Below are 18,426 nucleotides of genomic sequence, written 5' to 3' on the forward strand. Positions count from 1 at the left end.
CCTAAAATTTCGTGAACTTGCCTCTCATTTCGCTATATTGAATATGAATTCGGTTCTCTGGATGTTTGTCTGTTGTATATAGAACCAGTAAGAAGATCCATTCCAGAGGTTTCATGAGTAGATAGACAAGATCCGCTGTCCAGCGGGAACGAATATGTTTACTCACCGGATAGCCATAACGATCGTATAACCCACGAACTAGGCGATGGAATCGGGGCGTGTACTGTTCCAATACATGTTCAAAAGCATTTGCAATCATTAATTGTCGATTCACTTTAATAACGTGGCCGTGTCGTATGCCATCTCGCACTGGTTTGACCCATTTGGCATGTCCACCAGCTGCAACGGTGCACAAATAGTGTCCACTTCCCGGAATGATATCGGGCGGTGGGATGGGGAGACGAGAGTAATTGTAGCTGCTCGTATCCAGGAAGGTCCGAATGGCACTGTCAGGTCGCTGACCAAATAAGACTAGAATGAGCTGGATCACCAGTTGTAGTGGGAACATGAGAATCACCCAGACAAGCGGTGCAGTGCGAAAACGACTGATATGCCGATACAGGAATCGTTGCCATCCAGGCAGATGCTCCATATCCGTTAGCAAACTTTGTCCCTCAACATGAGCCTGTACAAAACCATCCCACGAGCGCTTCAGGCGACCAACATATAGGAATATGAGCGATAGGTAGCTGCTCTGTAGTGTGAGCGTGGATAACGTTATAAGCAGTCCTGTTCCGTAATACCATGTTAGGCCTGTATGTGTGATATAGGCGATTCCCCAGACGATACTGAGAACGAGAGCGCTGTTGCATAGTGTGTAGACGATTGGCGAGAGTTTATTTGAGCGACTAAACAGCAGGATATACGCCAACAAACCAACGATATGAGTTGTAATAAATACAGGAAGACTGTAGTGGCTAATCGTCGCATAGTTGGAAGCTGAATTGCCTGTATCTTCATACACAGACAGTGGTTCTCCTCCGTTAACACCTGAAGAATCGAAGGCTATGCCTATGGCAAAGCCAACGACTGTAAATCCCATTATAAAAATTTCGCATACGGTGAGGAATATTCGTCCATTCCCAGTCGCCTTTTTGATGAAACTATTCAGCATAACCCATCCTGATGCAGCCGGAATAATTAAAAACAAGCCTAGGAATTGAAGTGTAGCAATCAAGAGATGTCCTCCTTCGATTTCAGTATTCCTATTGTAGGTCAGCGAGAGCTTGTTGGCAATATTAACCATTATAATATTTAGGTCTAACGCCTCATATTAGGGGAGGGAAAACCCTACTTGGGGTGGGGAGCTGATAGGATAACCGAGCTTACCTCGGAGCGCATACACTTCTTCCCATGTATGGGAGAGTGGATTCTCTTTTTCTTGGGTATGTTAACCGTTTAGAGTGGATATAGGTTAGAATAGAGATAGAAAGCAGGATTAGGAGATGTTAATATGGCTAATGATGAAGTGATTTTGACGCAGGAAGGCTTGGAAAAGCTGGAGGACGAGCTACGGGAATTAAAGACAGTTAAGCGTAAAGAGTTGGCCGAGCGTCTGAAACTCGCGATTAGTTACGGAGACCTGAAGGAAAATAGTGAGTATCATTCAGCCAAAGATGATCAGGCATTTATGGAAACCCGCGTTTTGATTCTAGAGAAAATGTTGAAGAATGCACGAGTGATTACGGCGGACAACATGGACTCGAACAAAGTGGGCGTCGGCTCCACAGTGTTGCTTAACGACATTGAGTTTGCAGAGAAGATCGAATACAAACTTGTTGGACCTGCTGAAGCTGATGTTTCAGATAACAAAATTTCGTACGAGAGCCCTCTAGGCAAGGAACTAATGGGTAAAGAAGTGGGTAGTACCATTCATGTTAATGCACCGATGGGCGTGATCAAATATGAATTGCTCGAAATTCGGATCTAACCACGAACGAACGTCGACTTTTCAATTATGAATAAATTAACCTTGTTGAATAAAGAGAGGATCCGAAGCTAATTATAGCCGAAGAACCTCTCTTTTTTTGGTATATGTGAAACATACAGGAGTGAAATTCGAGCTTTATCACATACTATAAATAAACAGACTTAATTGTAATTCCCTTTAAAGCGTTAGTGTAAAAAAATAACATTCTGATTAATTTCATTTTTTCAATGACCTGACACGATGAGTAGTATATAATTACGGGAAATAATAGAACAGATGGAGTAGATAAGATGAATTTCGGTAAGTCACATCTAGAAGAAAACAACTTGGGTAAGGGTGAACGCTTCTCCCGCGCAGGGTTCATTTTGGCAGCGATCGGTAGTTCAGTTGGACTTGGTAACATGTGGAAGTTCCCGTACATTACGGGAGAGAATGGGGGCGCAGCGTTTTTCCTGCTCTTTATCGTCTGTCTGTTACTCATTGGTCTGCCTGTATTGCTGGCGGAACTTGCAATTGGTCGAAGTGGGCGCGGAAGTGCAGCTACAGCGTTCATCAAGGCTGGCGGACATAAAGGGTGGCTAGCAGCAGGACTGCTGCAAGTTTTGACACCGTTTATTATCCTTTCTTTTTACGTGATCATAGCAGGCTGGACACTCCAGTATGCGATCACATCTTTCAGTGGTAGTCTGTATAGTAACGCGGATTTTGGTGGGCAATTTGATTCCTTTATCGGTGGGTATATGCCGATTGTATGGCAGTTCGTTTCTGTGCTGATCACAGGCTGGATTGTAGCTAAAGGGGTCTCTAACGGAATTGAGAAGTTTAATAAAGTGCTCATACCCGCGATGTTGGTATTGCTTATTATACTGATGATTCGGGCCATCACATTGCCAGGAGCGGGTGCAGGGGTTTCCTTCTTCCTGAATCCAGACTTCTCTCAATTAACGACCGAATCGGCATTGGTTGCACTCGGACATGCCTTCTTCTCGCTATCTCTCGGGATGGGTATTCTCGTGACCTATGGTTCGTATGTTGATAAAAATCAATCTCTTGGCGCTGCGACAGTGGCTGTTGGTGCGGGTGACCTGATCTATGCCTTTATCGCAGGTTTAATTATTTTCCCAACGACATTCTCGTTCGGTATCGCACCGGATCAAGGGCCTAAACTGATCTTCGTTGCGCTGCCTGCTGCATTCTCGGCAATGCCGCTCGGCTTCCTGTTTGGCGGATTATTCTTCATCCTGTTGGCCATTGCAGCATTAACATCAGCCGTATCATTGCTGGAAGTGCCAGTTAAGTATTTCATGGAAAGATTGTCTTGGAGCCGCAGCCGTGCTGTATGGGTTATTTCGCTCGCGGTCTTCATTGTGGGTCTTCCTTCGGCCCTGTCGATGGGACTTGTGCCTGCGTTTAACATTAACGGTACAAACCTGTTTGATTGGATGGACTTCATGGCTTCCAACATCATGCTTCCGGTCGGTGGATTGCTTGTCACAATATTTGCCGGTTACTTCTGGAAGACAGCAGCAGAAGCTTCTGGTCTGAAATCAGGCTGGTTCAAAGTTTGGCTGTTCATGCTGCGCTACGTAGCACCAATCCTGGTACTTCTGGTATTGTTGCACACATCCGGTATTATTCACTTCTAAGAGGGATCATCAGGATGACTACACAGATTTACCAAGCATAAAACCTCTTGGAAGAATTGCAAAAGCCCTTGTGTTCCAACGACAATTTTGGGACAATACGGAGTAGAGGTTTTTTTGAAATGAAAACCGATGAGCCATATGCTTTTTTTCGAAAAGAGGACTGCGTAATGAACCAATCATCCATTTATGGATTAACATTAGAGCAATTACGTTCCTGGCTGCCGGAACACGGGCAAAAGAAATCCCGTGCTTCCCGGATCTGGGAATGGTTATATCAAGAACGTGTACATCAGTTTACAGAGATGACCGATGTGCGCCAGGAATGTCTGGACGTGATCTCCGAACACTTTACGATGAACTCTCTGAGTGAACATGTGAAGCAAGAGTCGGCAGATGGTACAGTGAAATTTTTGCTGCGTTTGCAGGATGGGAACCTGATTGAAACGGTACTCATGCGTCAAAAGTACGGTCTCACTGTATGTGTGACCACCCAGGTGGGCTGTAATATCGGCTGTAGCTTCTGCGCGAGCGGATTGATAAAGAAAAGCCGTGACCTGTCTGGTGGCGAAATTGTGGAACAGATTATGCATGTACAGCGTCATCTAGATGCAGCAGGTCAAGGTGAGCGAGTTACCAACGTTGTTGTGATGGGGATTGGTGAGCCATTCGATAACTTCCAGAACATGACGGATTTCATCGAAGTGATCAAGGAGCGCAAAGGACTTGCCATTGCTGCGAAGCGGATCACCGTGTCCACCAGTGGTTTGCCAGACAAAATCAAAGAGTTTGCAGACAGCAGTCTTCAGGTCAATCTGGCCATCTCCCTACATGCACCGAATAATGATCTGCGTACACACATCATGAAGATCAACCGGGCGTTCCCGATTGAGCAGTTGATGGATGCTGTTGATTACTACCTAGCAACAACGAATAAACGCATCATGTTCGAGTACATCCTGCTACGTGATGTGAACGACCAACGCGAGCATGCTGCCGAGCTGGCTGAACTGTTGTCCAGTCGGAAGAGTATGGTCAGTGTTAACCTGATCCCATACAATCCGGTGGATGAGCATAGCCAGTATCAACGAAGTACAGAAGAATCCATTCTGGGTTTCTATGATACACTCAAAAAGAACAGTATCAATGCTACGGTTCGTATGGAGCATGGTACTGATATCGATGCAGCCTGCGGACAATTGCGTAGTAAACAGATGAAAAACAACGCGCCTGATCCGCAATCGGGTCGCCTTGCTCTTGGCTAGGTATGTTCCGGATATTTCATCCTACTGGATGAGTCCTGAACGTTGCCCGGTTTGCCTATAAAGAAGAACGCCTATGGTCTGCTCAACCTGTGAGCGGCATAGGCGTTCTTTCATTTATTTAAGTGGTTTGACCATCAATAGATGCGGAATGCCATCTTCCAAAAATACATCCGATGCTGGTGCGTATCCAAGACGTTCATAGAACCCGGAGGCTTGCACCTGTGCATGTAGTTTGGCTTTTGTCAGTCCTTGATCTAGCGCCATCTGCTCTAGCTTGTCGATCAGAACACGGCCTAGACCATGTTTACGGTATTCCAGCATAACGCAGATTCGCTCTAGCTTAGCAACGTCATCAACGATCCGCAATCTGGAGGACGCGGCAGGCACTCCGTCTACATAGAGAAGAATATGGCGAGCTTCCGTACCTAAGGCGTCATATGCATCGAATTCATCTTCAGCCGGAACCCCTTGCTCCTCGACAAAAATAGACATGCGAATAGCGAAACAGGCTTCAAGTAATTCTTGATTATTAACCTCAACAACAGTGGTGTTCATGATGTGTCTCCTTTGGTTGATTATCTCGTAATATTATTTAAAATTAGTTATATCACTTTTTTTGTTGCGAATGCAACATAAATTTAGATGAGGATGTGAGTACGTTGAAGGACGTATTGCGTGAAATTGGTATGATTGCACGTTGTCTGGATTCCATTAGTAATGTCGAATTTCAACATTTGAATTTATCACGGGGACAATACCTTTACCTCTATCGCATCTGCGAGAATCCGGGGATTATCCCGAATCAACTCGCTGAACTAATTAAGGTTGACCGAACTACGGCAGCTCGTGCAATCAGCAAACTAGAATCCGACGGATTTATAAGTAAACGCTCAGCAGTGGATAACAAGAAAAATAAAGAGTTATATCCCACAGAGGCCGGTCTTGAGGCGTGGGAGTTTATTCGTAGAGAAGGAGCTCACTCTGATCAAGTGACCTTGGCGGGATTAACGGAAGAAGAGATTGAGACGGCCGTATCTCTGCTACGCCGGATGCGTCACAACATTGAGGTTGATTGGCGGTTCGTGAAGAAGGGTGGGCGTAGACCGTATATGGATCAGGAGGAATGATCAGCTCTTCGATCGATTACTTTCGAGGAAGAATACAGGAGGACAAGATGAGAATCGTGAGCCGGAAAAGACTGCTATGGCTGCTTATTGTCGTTGCTAGTATTACGGGAGGGTCGATGATCTATATGAAGGGGCAATGGATAGTGGATGAACGATCTCCAACAGCTGCATTTGTTCAGCATCATATGACCAATCCGAACGGTACGCTGGCCTCTTACCTGAAGGATGCTACATTGGAGACGCCTGATGTTGTAGCAGGTCGGGAAGCGTTGTCCGAGTCCTTGGGCTTATGGATGCAGTATGCTGTCGCCCAGAACGATGAGGAATTATTCAAGCAAAGCTACGACCTGCTAACGACCTATTTTCTAATGCCGCAGAAATATATTGCCTGGAAGCTTGATGCTGAAGGGGAATCTTTGGTCACCACCAATGCGCTAGGGGATGATCTGCGCATCATAGGTGCGCTGCTATCGGCTGCTGAACTGTGGGAACAGGACAAGGCCAGAATACGTGAGACGGCTGCAGAACTCACCCAAACATTGAATCAATCGGTGCAGATGGAAGGCTACTATGTAGACTTTCATGATTTCTCCAATGGAATTTCATCAGATACATTAAGTTTGGTTTACGTGGATCTACCCGCGTTGAATGCGATGGAGCGGTATGAATTGATTGAGCCAGGGACGTACGAGAAGTACGAGTACTTGCTAAAAAGCATGCCGGATGATGGTCTGTTCTATCCTAAATCGTTTAATGTGAACTCCAAAACATATATCTATGATGACAAGGTAAACCTGATTGATCAATTAATTGTGGCTAATCATCTGACAACAACCAGTCACAAGCCGGATAAGCTTATTTCTTTCTTAAAGGAAGAGTTTGCGACCCGGAAGCAGCTTGCCGGACAATATAGACGAAGTGATCGTACACCCGTCGTTGCCTATGAATCCCCATCTGTATATGGACTTGCGATTCTACTTGCGATCAAGTCAGGTGATCCAAAATGGGCTAAACAACTGTATAACCATATGATCACTTTCCGGAGCCAGGATCCCAATTATCCCGGTGGTTACGTATTTAACGGGGATACGCATGCATTTGATAACCTTTTTCCATTAATTGCTGCGACAGAATTACAAATATACCTTCGAAAGTAATCATTCTGTCATCTTATGAGATGGTGAATATGGTAGCATATATTTTGCATTATTTTGTCGTAAATTGGTGAAATATTCAGTAGGGCATATAAATAACAAAATTTACATGCAGAAAGGAGAGAATGATGAGAAATAAAGCACCTATTCGCCGGATTGGATGGGGATATGCCAGCTTGATTGGACTCGCTGTAATTCAGCAGCTTGTTGTATATCTCAAAATTTATATGAATCAAAGTTATACCACACTAGATGTCATTTTTAGTGTTGTGTCATTAGCTGCACTAGTTCTCGGTTTTATATTACCTGTCGGTGTATCTGTTGTTGTCATATTTGTGTACCTAGTTTCTTATTTTGTGTGGTTGGTAACCTATGCCGATGTTAATGTGCTTACGTTCTCATGGTGGTTACTCATTCCCGCTAATGTTGCTGTGGCTGCATTCATCAAGGCCAGTCTTGTGCGGAGCGCACGGATTATGGATCGTTTGCAGGAGATGCAGGATCGTAATCCAGAGATTGATCTCGATACCTCGCTTGGAAACAAGGATGCACTTGCAGATACAGTGATCAAGCAGAGTAACCTTGCTAAACGGTATTCAGAGCAGTATGGATTCAGTATGGCGATGTTTAAAATTGAATTTCTACCCTTGGTTATGGAATCTCTCGGATCAGTGAGATATGCGCAGTTTCTGTTGGAGTTGTCCAGTACGATCCAGAAGCAGATCCGATTTGAGGATTACAAATTTTTTGTGGATCGTGGGCGTTTTGTCATTCTATGTCCGATGGTGAACGTAGAATATCTTCCCGTGCTTACCCAGCGGATCAAAAATGCGATGATGGATCTATCTTTTATTGATAAGAAGGGAAATGAACTACAGACGGTTATTCGCTCAGGAGCGCTCATTTTTCAGAAAGAAAATTTCAGTAAGTACGAAGATATTGATGCGGTTATTGCTGCGCTTGAACGGAACACAGAGACAGATCTCATCGGTGAATATATCTAAACTAGCTAGAAGGAGAGAAGCTCCGTGAACTATGTAACCTGGTTCATCCCCATATGTATAGCTATTAGCTGTATTTTGATGTTGTGTACAGTAGGCTTAACGATTGCCACGCTTCGATTCCGCTCGAAAGTCTATCGCAAATATGATCGGAGGAAACTAAGTGGCTGATATTCTTTTACTGTTATCAATTTTTAGTATCTGGATAGCTGTATTTGAGTCCATCCTCATCATGACGGGAGCCATTCGTTTCATTCATAAACAGGAGAAGATAGGCGTTCATATCCCTAAAGATATGGATCATTATCCGACAGTAACGGTTATGGTACCTGCTCATAATGAGGGTTTGGTTATTGTGGCTACCGTGGAACATATATTGCAGATGAATTATCCCGAAGAGAAGGTACAGGTTATTGTTATTGCAGACAACTGCACAGATGATACCGCGGCGAAGCTGCATGCCTTCCTAAGCAAAACCCGTTATGTCCATCGTGATGTGACTGTAATGGAGCGCAAAGGAACTGGAGGAAAATCCGGTGCATTAAATGACGGATTGGAGCTAGCAACAGGGGAGTGGATTTGCATTTTCGATGCTGATGCAGCCCCAGAGCGCAATTCATTAATGTTTCTGGCGCAGAAGTCATTGGAAAACCCAGAGAAGTATGGCGTCGTATATGGAAGAAACAAAGCTCGGAACAGAGGGCAGAACTTCTTGTCCAAATGTATTAACTTGGAGCTTGTTACGGCACAACGTGTCTATCACACCGGCCTTTGGGAGCTGTTCAAGCTAGGTACAATTCCGGGTACGAACTATATTATAAAAACAGAACTAATCCGTGAGATCGGTGGTTGGGATGTTACAGCCATTACCGAAGACACCGCACTGTCTTTTGACATTCTCGCTCGTGGACAATTGATTGCACTGGCTCCCCAAGCCGAGGCATATCAACAGGAGCCTGAGAAGCTCAGTGTATACATGAAACAACGCGAACGTTGGGCAAAAGGAAACTACCAGGTGGTACTGGATAATTTCCTGAACCTGTTCAACCGCACTAACTGGCGTAGCAAGGTGTTGTTGCTGTACTATGCTATCAGCTATTTTTGGTTTATGATTGCGATCATTGTATCGGATATTATTTTTATCGTTAACCTCGTGTTCCAGATTATTGGCCTATTCAAACCTGAATTCAACGCTCCATTCCAGTTCTCAGGAGACGTGTATGTGTATCTTGTTATCGCTTGGGCATTAATGTACTACATTTATGTGCTGCAGATTAATCTCGCCCTGGCTTCTGATATTGGACAGAGCAATATACGCAATTTCATATACGCCTGCCTATCCTATTTTACCTATGCACAGTTATTTATTCTCATTTCCATCAAGGCATCTTACTCGTTAACGATGGATAAGATCCGTAAGCGTGAGAGTAAGTGGTATAAGACACAACGTTTTGGATAATCAAATTCATTCTAACGCTATCAGGCTACTTTCTGAACATTTCGGAAGGTGGTCTTTTGGTATAGGTGGACGGTCTTACAGACTTCAGGTATACTCATTCGAGCGAATAAATAGGAGGCGATGAGGCTGGTTAACAGGGGATCGGATTTCTATGATAATGAGGCTAACTTTGAGAAGTATATGGAGCGACGGCAGTGGCAGGAGAATGCGAACGATACGCTGGAGAAGCCCATTATGCTGGAGTTAATTGGAGATGTCTCAGGCAAAAGCGTATTAGATCTAGGCTGCGGGGATGCCAAGTTTGGTGCAGAATTGCTTGGGGCACAGCATCGGGCGGCTAGTTACACCGGGGTTGAGGGGTCAGTTAACATGGTAGATGCAGCCCACGAATCGGTAAAAGGTCTGAATGCTGAGATCAAGCAAGCGTTCCTTGAGGACTGGAATGATGAGGCGCAGACCTATGACGTGGCAATATCCAGATTAGCCATTCACTACATCGAAGATATAGATAGCCTATTTCAAAAGGTATATCACACCTTAAAGGATGGAGGAACGTTCAGTTTTTCGGTTGAACATCCGGTAATCACATCCACCTTACAGCCTTCAGGTACTCGAACGAACTGGATCGTAGATCAATATTTCATCGAAGGGTTTCGGGAGCAACAGTGGTTAGGTGGTTCGGTGAAGAAGATGCACCGTGCACTTGAATCATACTACATCGCTCTACAGAAGGCGGGCTTCCGTGTGGAGCATTTACGGGAGTCAGCGCCACAGCGTCAGCATTTTGTGAATGAAGAGACGTATCTACGGCGTCAGCGGATTCCGTTATTTTTATTCTTATCGGCTCGAAAATAAAAGGATGACTTGCACAGCTTGCTGTGGATAATTCATCTAAGCGCCATCAGCCCAAACTTCTATCCACATGTGGATAAGAGGTTTGGGCTGATGAATTAGAGCTCTATACACAGAAATGTGTGCACAACATAGTAATAGATGTTGATGAAATAAGCTATTATTGTTCTGCTGCCCTAACATACACACGATCTCCGTGTCGATCAACTTCAACTGGGGCTTCAAAAAATTGACTCAGTACCTCAGCATTCATCAACTCGCTGGTCAATCCCTGGTTTACGACCTCACCTCTACGAAGTAGCAGACTATGGCTAAATACAGGCAAAATCTCTTCTGTATGATGTGTAACATAAATGAGAGACGGAGCATCAGGACGCAGGGTCAGATTACGAATGCTCTCCAGTAGTCGTTCTCTAGAGAATAAATCTAGGCCATTGCAAGGCTCGTCCAGAATCAGGATACGCGGGTTGGCCATCAGTGCTCTCGCAATGAGTAGCTTCTGCTTCTCCCCTTGGGAACACGTGCGATACTCTCGATCCCATAGATGTAGGCAACCAAGCGCGTTCATCAGTTCTTTCGCCTGTTCGAGATCCTCATCGGAACATTGGTCATACAGCCCGATGGTGGCATGTTTCCCGCTTATAACAACATTCTGCGTTCGGTCGCTTCCATGTAATTTCTCCTGTAGGGAAGAGCTGACCCATCCAATCGACTTCCGAAGCTGCCGTAAATCGACATCCCCGTAGGCATGCCCAAGCACAGAGATCTTACCTTCAGACGGCCATTGATAGCCGGTAATCATGTTAAGCAGTGTCGTTTTACCTGAACCATTCAGACCGAGAAGCGCCCAGTGCTCACCTTTGCGTACAGACCAACTGACATCATTCAACAAGGTAATCGCTCCTCTTCGCCAGGACACGTGCTGCACATCAATCATCATATTCATTCCTTCTTTCTGTCATCCTCCATTGTCTTAGTTGTATTGTAGTCACAAAACGAAAGAGGTTCAACGGTCATCACGCTGTCCTTGGTCGATCCCTGCGCAGAAATACAGCACACACACCAAGTAGTGGTAAAAACGAACATAACTTGATAACAAACGCAACGCTGGTCACATCAATTAAGGAACCTAACACAACCGAGCCAAGTCCAGCCATGCCGAACGACAGGCCAAAAAACAATCCGGATACCGTTCCAATATGACGAGGAAGCAATTCCTGTGCATAAACAATGATGACGCTGAAGCCGGACATCAGAATTAGTCCAATCATTCCGCACAACACCATGGACAAGACGGGTCCTGCATAAGGCAGTAACAGGGAGAACGGTGCGGTGCCCGCAATGGAGAACCAGATCATCGGTTTACGTCCATAGCGATCAGCGAGTGGGCCGCCGAGCAGGGTTCCGACCATACCTGCGAATTGCAGAACGAACAGACAGATCTGCGCTTGGGAGAGAGGCAAGTGATATGCGTCGGCATAATAGAAGGCGTAGTATCCGGTCATGCCAGCGATATATACGAATTTGGAGAACAGCAGCAGGATAAGAATTCCCATTGTAAAAGCGATGAATCCTCTGCTCATAGGTCGAGCTACCGACTCTGCGCCGCTGGATTTAAGAGGCTGTTGCTGGCGAATGCGAGTCTCGGCAAGCTTGTCTCTGTACCAGCGACTGACATAAGACTGAATAACAATGCCGATCAGGGCAAAACCCATCAGCCACAGAAAACTACGCTGCCCATGTGGCAGCAGGATGAAGGCAACCAGTAATGGTGCAATGGCCTGTCCCGTGTTGCCTCCCACCTGGAAGATCGACTGCGCCATGCCGCGTCCACGGCCTGCCGCCATATGGGCTACGCGTGAGGATTAGGGATGGAGGATGGATGAGCCGATGCCAATCAGTGCTGCCGAAACAAGCAGCATCCATAACTCGGAAGACAAGGCTAAGCCAAGAACACCGACCAAGGAGAATAACATGCCTCCGGGGAGCAGGATGGGCATTGGCCTGCGATCTGACATATAACCGACCAGTGGCTGAAGAACGGATGCGGTAATATTCAGGGTGAAGGCAATCCAGCCCATCTGGGCGAAACTGAGCTGCATGGTCTGCTGGAACAGCGGGAACGCAGATGGAACAACCGTCTGCACCGCATCATTCAGCAGATGGGCGAAACTGACTCCGGCGAGTGCCCAATTGGCGGAGGAGTTGATTTGCATTTTGCTTAAAGTGGCCTGAGCCATGGGAGATCACCTCGAATTATTTTTTTATGATAAAAGATGGGGGCAGATCATGTCTTTGTGAAAAGTGCTTGGAAAGTGAGCACGATTTGCTATAATGTCAGCAGGTGAGGAAACGATGGAATTAAACATGACGCTAAATGGGTTGGAATTATGGAAAGCTACTGGAGGATTCGCGAATGAGCCTCATGTACATGACGACTGGTATCAGCTAACGCTGCCGGTCAGAGGCCAATGTTATCTGGTACAGGAACAGCATGCATACCCTCTGAAAGCAGGCATGGGGATTGTTGCCCATCCTCAAATGGAGCATCATTTTGAAATAGGTTCAGATTCGGCTGTCATAGTGATCAAGTTCCGTAAACCGCCTTTAGGAAGTTACGAAGGCGCGGAGTTAAGTGGGAGACGGACTGAGTTTCGGCCTGCCCAGACTTTCGATCCGGCGGAGATCAGTAGCCTGTTTCGAAGCTGGCATTCCATTTTGTTAGATGACATGCCCGACTTGCTGCGAGTACAGGAAACAGAACTAGCGATTGAGACATATCTAAGACGTATGTTGATGGGGCAGGAAAATGAAATAGAAACGGTAGATACCGGTACATTCATTGATCCTCATCTCCGCCGAGTGCTTGATTACATTCACAGTGCCTACACAGGCCCAATGGATATTGATTCGATGGCGGTGGTTGCGCATCAGAGCCGGTATCATTTTATGCGTTCTTTCAAGGCTCTTACGGGATCAACACCTTATCAATATTTGCTAAATTTGCGGGTAGAAGAAGCGTCCAGAAGGCTCCGCCTTACGACTGATTCAGTAACCACAATCAGTTATGAGCTGGGATTCTCCAGCGTCAGCCAGTTGTATAGAGCTTTTCAGCGAGTGTATGTTATGACACCGATGGAATATCGGAATCAGGTCTAAATTATCATGGGCAGTCTCGCGTATGCGAGACTGTATTCAAGAAAGTTACAGCCGGACACTGATTTTTGTTGTTGCCAAACAAGTTAGACTTTGCTAAGATGATTAAAAGTTTATGTAAGCGTATACATTTAAGTTAAAATTACAACGTTGTAATTTTGGGCGTAGATTATTAACTCAGCTTCACAACATCAGAGTAAATAGCACTTTATGCTAATTTAATCATGTTTATTAACTATAATGAATTTGCTGAGTAGGTGTGATTATGGAAAAAAGGTTTAATTCTATCCAAAAATTCAAACGTTGTAATTTTAATCTGAGGGGGAATGATTCAAGGTGAAAAAACGGATGTCTACGTTGTTCAGCCTAGTCAAACGGGATAAGTATTTGCTGCTTATGTTCTCTCCAATCTTTCTGTATTACGTTATTTTCATGTACGTCCCCATGCCGGGCATTTTGCTCGCCTTTCGGAATTTCATTCCCGGTCAGGGAATGTTCAGTGGGGAGTGGGTTGGTCTAAGGTGGTTCGATCAGTTTGTGAATTCCATCTATTTCTGGAGGCTGCTGCGCAACACATTTCTGCTCGCCTTCCTACCGCTTCTATTCGGATTCTCCATCCCCATTCTGTTCGCTGTCTGTATCGTTGAGATTAAGAATCGAACCTTCAAGCGATTTGCCCAGACCATTACTTATCTTCCGCACTTTATCTCCACTGTCGTTGTGGCAGGGATGATTATCAATTTTCTGTCCCCTACAGACGGAATCGTCAACACCCTGATCGCCAAGCTTGGTATGGAAAAAGTGAACTTCATGATGGACGCCGGATGGTTCCGTACCATCTTCACCAGCTCGGATATATGGCAGAGCTTTGGCTTTAGCTCCATTATCTACATTGCTGCGATTATGGGCATAGACCCTGAGATGTACGATTCCGGCAAGATTGATGGAGTCAACAAATTTCAAGAGCTTTGGCATCTGACTCTTCCGAGCATCAAACCAACGATTGTCATTCTGCTGCTTCTATCGCTAGGTGGAATTATGAGTGTAGGCTTCGAGAAAGTATATCTGCTCTATAACGGAGCTACCTACGAGACGGCCGATGTATTATCCACTTACGTATACCGGATGGGGATTGAAGGGCAGAATTACGGTTTTGCAACAGCCGTGGGTCTGTTTAACTCGATCATCACGTTTGTACTTGTATTTGCAGCCAATTCAATGACTCGGCGATTGACCAAGATGTCACTCTGGTAAGACCATTCCCCCCAAAGGAGATCTGATATGCAAAAATCGAGAAGTGACCGGTTATTCTATGCATTTATCTATTTGCTGACCATCTTGGCAGTCGCTGTTACCTTATATCCTTTCCTGTACGTTGTTAGTATTTCATTCAGTTCGGTGGAAGCCATCGACAAACAACAAGTGGTCTTGTGGCCAGTAGGTTTTACGCTCTCGGGTTATAAAATGGTGCTGCAATATAGCGAGTTATGGGTCTCTTTTTACAATACCCTGTGGTACACCGTCGTAGGTACGCTGCTTAATATTGTTGCGACCTGCCTAGCGGCATTCCCTTTATCAAGACAGCAATTTTTCCTGCGTAGAAAGTTGAACTTTTTCATCGCCTTCACCATGTATTTCTCGGGTGGACTCATTCCCGTCTACATGTTGATTACATCTCTCGGATTGTACAATACACGCTGGGTCATGGTGCTACCTGTGCTGGTCATTACATTTAACGTGATGATCTGTCGCTCCGCATTCGAAGGCATTCCGAATGAAATTTTTGAGAGCGCAAGTATCGATGGTGCCAACGAAATGACGATGCTATACCGCCTGGCGGTGCCTATTATCAAACCAACATTAGCTGTTCTAACGCTGTATTACGCCGTATTTCACTGGAACAATTTCTTCTCTGCGCTACTATATCTCGGTAAGCAGGATATGCAACCCTTACAGATGTTCTTACGCCGAGTATTGATCATGGCCTCACCTGAGGTGATGCAGAAGATGGGGGGCACCATGACTTCGGGTGCGCTGGCAGTCTCAACACTTCAAGTCCGGTACGTATCTATTGTGGTCAGCATTCTACCGATTGTATCGATCTACCCATTTATCCAACGGTACTTCGTCAAAGGGATTACCCTCGGAGCCGTGAAAGGATAGCCTTACTGACTTGATCACCGTATGACCCAGGTTGTTCATAACAAGGAGGATTAGCGGATGAGAATTAGAGGAGCAGGAAGAAAAAGTGTTATTGCAGCAATATTGGCGATCAGTTTAGCAGGTTGTAGCGGCGGTGCAGGAACAGGAAGCGATGCAGGGAATGCCCCAACAAGCTCAGAACCTGCATTTAATTACACTGGAGCAGGGCCGGTGACTGATCAGCCTGATGCGAAGCTGTCCATTCTTGGAACGAATGCGTGGACGACTAACGTAGATCTATCTACGGCCGCCATTGTGAAAAAAATTGAGAGTAATGCAGGGGTTGAAGTTGAATGGGATCTGATTCCGCCCCAGAACTATGCGGATGCAGTCAATCCAAGGCTGGCAGCAGGTACTGGCTTACCAGATATCGTCTACTTGCCTGATCAGGATCAGCTTATGAAGTATATTAATAGTGGATTGTTTATTCCATTGAATGAGTTGATCGATAAGTATGGAGTGAATCTCCAAAAAATATATGAACAATCGCCTGCGGTCAAAGCCAGTTTAACAACGCCAGATGGTAAAATATATTATGTCCCGCAGCAAACGCTGACCAAAAACTATATGCCTGTATTTATGATCAATCAGCGCTGGCTGAAGAAGCTGGGCTTGAACGAGCCAACAACACTGGATGAGTTCACGGCGATGCTGCGCAAATTTAAGACCGATGATCCAAATGGCAATGGGCAGGCGGATGAAATTCCATTGTCGATGGAATCTAAGTTTATTCCGATGGCATTTGGCCCGGTATTTGGCTTGGATCTATCGAACCAATTCTATGCTGATGATCAAGGCAAAGTTCATTTCAGTTACTATGAGCCTGCCTATAAGGAATATCTGACCTACCTGAACGGCCTTTATAAGGAAGGTCTGCTCGGTGTAGATTATGCCAGCACAACGAGTGATCAGGTAACATCTCGGATCTCGCAGGATTTAACGGGTGCAACGTTTAATTTTAGTTGGTATATGTCGATGGTCTACAGTCCGCTGTACAAGGATTACAACCCAGCTGAGCCTATTTTCAAAGGCATCTTGCCGTTGAAAGGGCCGCATGGCGACCAATTCTATGTTGGACGTACACCGGTGAGTGGTATTTTCGGAATTACCCGGGATAGCAAAAATCCAGAGCTAGCATTCCGTTTCCTGGATTATGCGGTAAGTGAGGAAGCGCAGACATATTACACATGGGGTATTAAGGATGATACCTATACCGAAGAGAATGGTGTGAAGACCTTCACGGATAAAGGTAAAGATAACGAATACATTCAGAAGCTCGGTATTGGTCCGGTCAATCTGCCTAATATTCAATCCACCGATTCTGCAGATTCGGTCGTAGCAGAGTGGCATGCCAAGCTGGATAAGGAAATGGAATCGTATATTCGTGAACCGTTCCCGTTTGTGTATGCTCTGCCAGATGAAGCTAGCGTAGAGAGCATGTCCATGCCAGATATTACGACGTATGTGGAAGAAATGAACTTCAAATTTATTAGTGGAGATACAAGTCTAGATCAGTTCGATAGCTATATTGAGACATTAAAGAAAATGAACATTGAGCAAGTTATTGCCGGCAGACAGGCGCAATATGACCGGTACAAAGCTGCACAGCAATAAGTTTCCCAAGGTATGAGAGGTGTTGATTGATTTTGATAACCATTAAGGACATTGCCAAACTGGCAGGGGTGAGCTATAGCACAGTATCCAAGGCGCTCAACGGTGATCCTCGAATCAAACCTGCGACGAGACAGAAAGTGCTCGCGGTGGCAGAGAAGCACCAGTATCGAAAAAACATTATGGCTCAGCAGCTCTCCACTGGCAGAAGCAACATCATTGGCTTTGTTCTTGATGAACTGAGCAATCCATTGTTCTCCAACATATCAGGTAATTTACATGCGGAACTCAAGAAACGGGGCTACCAGATGATCCTCGTTGTAGCGGATGATGGGGTGGATATATTCAGTCAGTTACGTGTGGATGGCTGTATCCTCTGGGATTACGCACTCGAAGATCGGGAAGCCTTCTGGAAAAAGTTCGCTACCTTGAACATGCCTTGTTTTGTACTCGGTACGGATGAAGCTCCGAATTCTCCTTACATCAAGATTGATCGCAAAGAAGGAATTTACAAGGCAGTACAGCACCTTCAATCCCTCGGACACAGTCGGATCGGATTCATAGGGAACTCCCAGAATATCAAGCTGGAAGGATACCGAGAAGCGCTGCAGCGTACAGGTCTTGAATTTGAACCTCACTACGTTTTGCCTGCCCACTCATCGTGGGAGGATGGATATTTTGCCATTCGAAATTATACATTTGGGCCGGAATCGCCAACAGCGTTTATCGGGCTTAACAACCTGGTGACTCGGGGGGCGCTACGTGCGCTTCTCGAAGCTGGTTATAACGTGCCTAAGGATATCTCATTAATCGGTTATGATGATCTGCCGGATATGCAGTACGCCGAAGTCGCGCTGACTACGATTGGTCCGCCGCTGGAGGAACTGGCGGCACAGGCAGCAGAGCTAATCGTATCGTTAATTCGCGGGGAGCAGACGGAATATCCGGTAGTCATTCAACCGCAGCTGAATCACCGCAGTTCAACGGCAGTTTCTCGGACGTGATGACCTGAGCATCAATAACAAT

The 18,426-nt window shown here is 45.5% G+C and carries 16 protein-coding genes and 1 pseudogene; 13 read left to right on the top strand and 4 right to left on the bottom strand.

The features are described 5' to 3' along the window. Position 1: 1 nt before the first annotated feature. Complete coding sequence (locus ASD24_RS28145; RefSeq protein ID WP_056703277.1) at positions 2 to 1,177, bottom strand: DUF6688 domain-containing protein; 1,176 nt, start codon at positions 1,175 to 1,177, stop codon at positions 2 to 4. A 276-nt stretch (positions 1,178 to 1,453) separates the two neighbouring features. Here ASD24_RS28145 and greA point away from each other — a divergent pair, with 276 nt between their 5' ends. The 3 genes from greA (at position 1,454) to rlmN (ending at position 4,838) form a co-directional block, all read left to right on the top strand. After that, entirely contained in the window at positions 1,454 to 1,930 is a 477-nt protein-coding gene (greA, locus tag ASD24_RS28150) for a transcription elongation factor GreA (protein WP_056703281.1), read from the top strand. Between the two features lie 290 nt (positions 1,931 to 2,220). Then, positions 2,221 to 3,576, top strand: coding sequence for a sodium-dependent transporter (locus tag ASD24_RS28155; RefSeq protein ID WP_056703284.1), 1,356 nt, complete (start codon positions 2,221 to 2,223; stop codon positions 3,574 to 3,576). Between the two features lie 167 nt (positions 3,577 to 3,743). Next, positions 3,744 to 4,838, top strand: coding sequence for a 23S rRNA (adenine(2503)-C(2))-methyltransferase RlmN (rlmN, locus tag ASD24_RS28160; RefSeq protein ID WP_056703287.1), 1,095 nt, complete (start codon positions 3,744 to 3,746; stop codon positions 4,836 to 4,838). A 114-nt stretch (positions 4,839 to 4,952) separates the two neighbouring features. Here the strand turns inward: rlmN and ASD24_RS28165 are convergent, their stop codons facing one another. Then, positions 4,953 to 5,393, bottom strand: a complete 441-nt coding sequence (locus ASD24_RS28165) for a GNAT family N-acetyltransferase (protein WP_082560605.1) — start codon at positions 5,391 to 5,393, stop codon at positions 4,953 to 4,955. Positions 5,394 to 5,497: 104 nt separating this feature from the next. On the opposite strand from ASD24_RS28165, the gene ASD24_RS28170 reads away from it, so the two are divergent. The 5 genes from ASD24_RS28170 to ASD24_RS28190 all read left to right on the top strand — a co-directional run bounded on the left by ASD24_RS28170 (position 5,498) and on the right by ASD24_RS28190 (position 10,434). Further along, positions 5,498 to 5,965: a MarR family winged helix-turn-helix transcriptional regulator gene (locus ASD24_RS28170; protein ID WP_056703294.1), complete on the top strand. Its 468-nt coding sequence runs from the start codon at positions 5,498 to 5,500 to the stop codon at positions 5,963 to 5,965. 47 nt (positions 5,966 to 6,012) lie between these two features. Beyond that, positions 6,013 to 7,122, top strand: coding sequence for a glycosyl hydrolase family 8 (locus ASD24_RS28175; protein WP_156395580.1), 1,110 nt, complete (start codon positions 6,013 to 6,015; stop codon positions 7,120 to 7,122). A 125-nt stretch (positions 7,123 to 7,247) separates the two neighbouring features. Next, entirely contained in the window at positions 7,248 to 8,123 is an 876-nt protein-coding gene (locus ASD24_RS28180; RefSeq protein ID WP_056703296.1) for a diguanylate cyclase domain-containing protein, read from the top strand. A 160-nt stretch (positions 8,124 to 8,283) separates the two neighbouring features. Then, positions 8,284 to 9,579: a glycosyltransferase family 2 protein gene (locus ASD24_RS28185; protein ID WP_056703300.1), complete on the top strand. Its 1,296-nt coding sequence runs from the start codon at positions 8,284 to 8,286 to the stop codon at positions 9,577 to 9,579. A 120-nt stretch (positions 9,580 to 9,699) separates the two neighbouring features. Then, positions 9,700 to 10,434 carry a class I SAM-dependent DNA methyltransferase gene (locus ASD24_RS28190; protein WP_056703303.1) on the top strand — a complete coding sequence of 245 codons (735 nt, stop codon included), beginning with the start codon at positions 9,700 to 9,702 and terminating at the stop codon, positions 10,432 to 10,434. Positions 10,435 to 10,591: 157 nt separating this feature from the next. On the opposite strand, the gene ASD24_RS28195 is transcribed toward ASD24_RS28190, so the two are convergent. Next, complete coding sequence (locus tag ASD24_RS28195) at positions 10,592 to 11,377, bottom strand: ABC transporter ATP-binding protein (protein WP_056703305.1); 786 nt, start codon at positions 11,375 to 11,377, stop codon at positions 10,592 to 10,594. 70 nt (positions 11,378 to 11,447) lie between these two features. Continuing rightward, a pseudogene (locus ASD24_RS28200) lies at positions 11,448 to 12,671 on the bottom strand (MFS transporter). A 115-nt stretch (positions 12,672 to 12,786) separates the two neighbouring features. Between ASD24_RS28200 and ASD24_RS28205 the strand changes: the two are divergent. From ASD24_RS28205 to ASD24_RS28225, 5 genes are all read left to right on the top strand, one after another. Then, positions 12,787 to 13,590, top strand: a complete 804-nt coding sequence (locus ASD24_RS28205) for a helix-turn-helix domain-containing protein (protein WP_056703308.1) — start codon at positions 12,787 to 12,789, stop codon at positions 13,588 to 13,590. A gap of 333 nt (positions 13,591 to 13,923) precedes the next feature. Then, the gene (locus ASD24_RS28210; RefSeq protein WP_235540943.1) at positions 13,924 to 14,841 is read left to right on the top strand and encodes an ABC transporter permease; all 918 of its coding nucleotides are present in this window, start codon (positions 13,924 to 13,926) and stop codon (positions 14,839 to 14,841) included. A 27-nt stretch (positions 14,842 to 14,868) separates the two neighbouring features. Next, a complete protein-coding gene (locus ASD24_RS28215) occupies positions 14,869 to 15,750 on the top strand; it encodes a carbohydrate ABC transporter permease (RefSeq protein WP_056703312.1) in 882 nt (293 codons plus the stop codon). A gap of 57 nt (positions 15,751 to 15,807) precedes the next feature. Beyond that, on the top strand, positions 15,808 to 17,403 hold the full coding sequence (locus tag ASD24_RS28220) for an extracellular solute-binding protein (RefSeq protein ID WP_056703315.1): 1,596 nt from the start codon (positions 15,808 to 15,810) through the stop codon (positions 17,401 to 17,403). A 32-nt stretch (positions 17,404 to 17,435) separates the two neighbouring features. After that, positions 17,436 to 18,404, top strand: coding sequence for a LacI family DNA-binding transcriptional regulator (locus ASD24_RS28225; RefSeq protein WP_056703318.1), 969 nt, complete (start codon positions 17,436 to 17,438; stop codon positions 18,402 to 18,404). Positions 18,405 to 18,426 lie beyond the last annotated feature (22 nt).

Origin of the sequence: Paenibacillus sp. Root52, assembly GCF_001426865.1 — a bacterium.
GTDB lineage: Bacteria > Bacillota > Bacilli > Paenibacillales > Paenibacillaceae > Paenibacillus.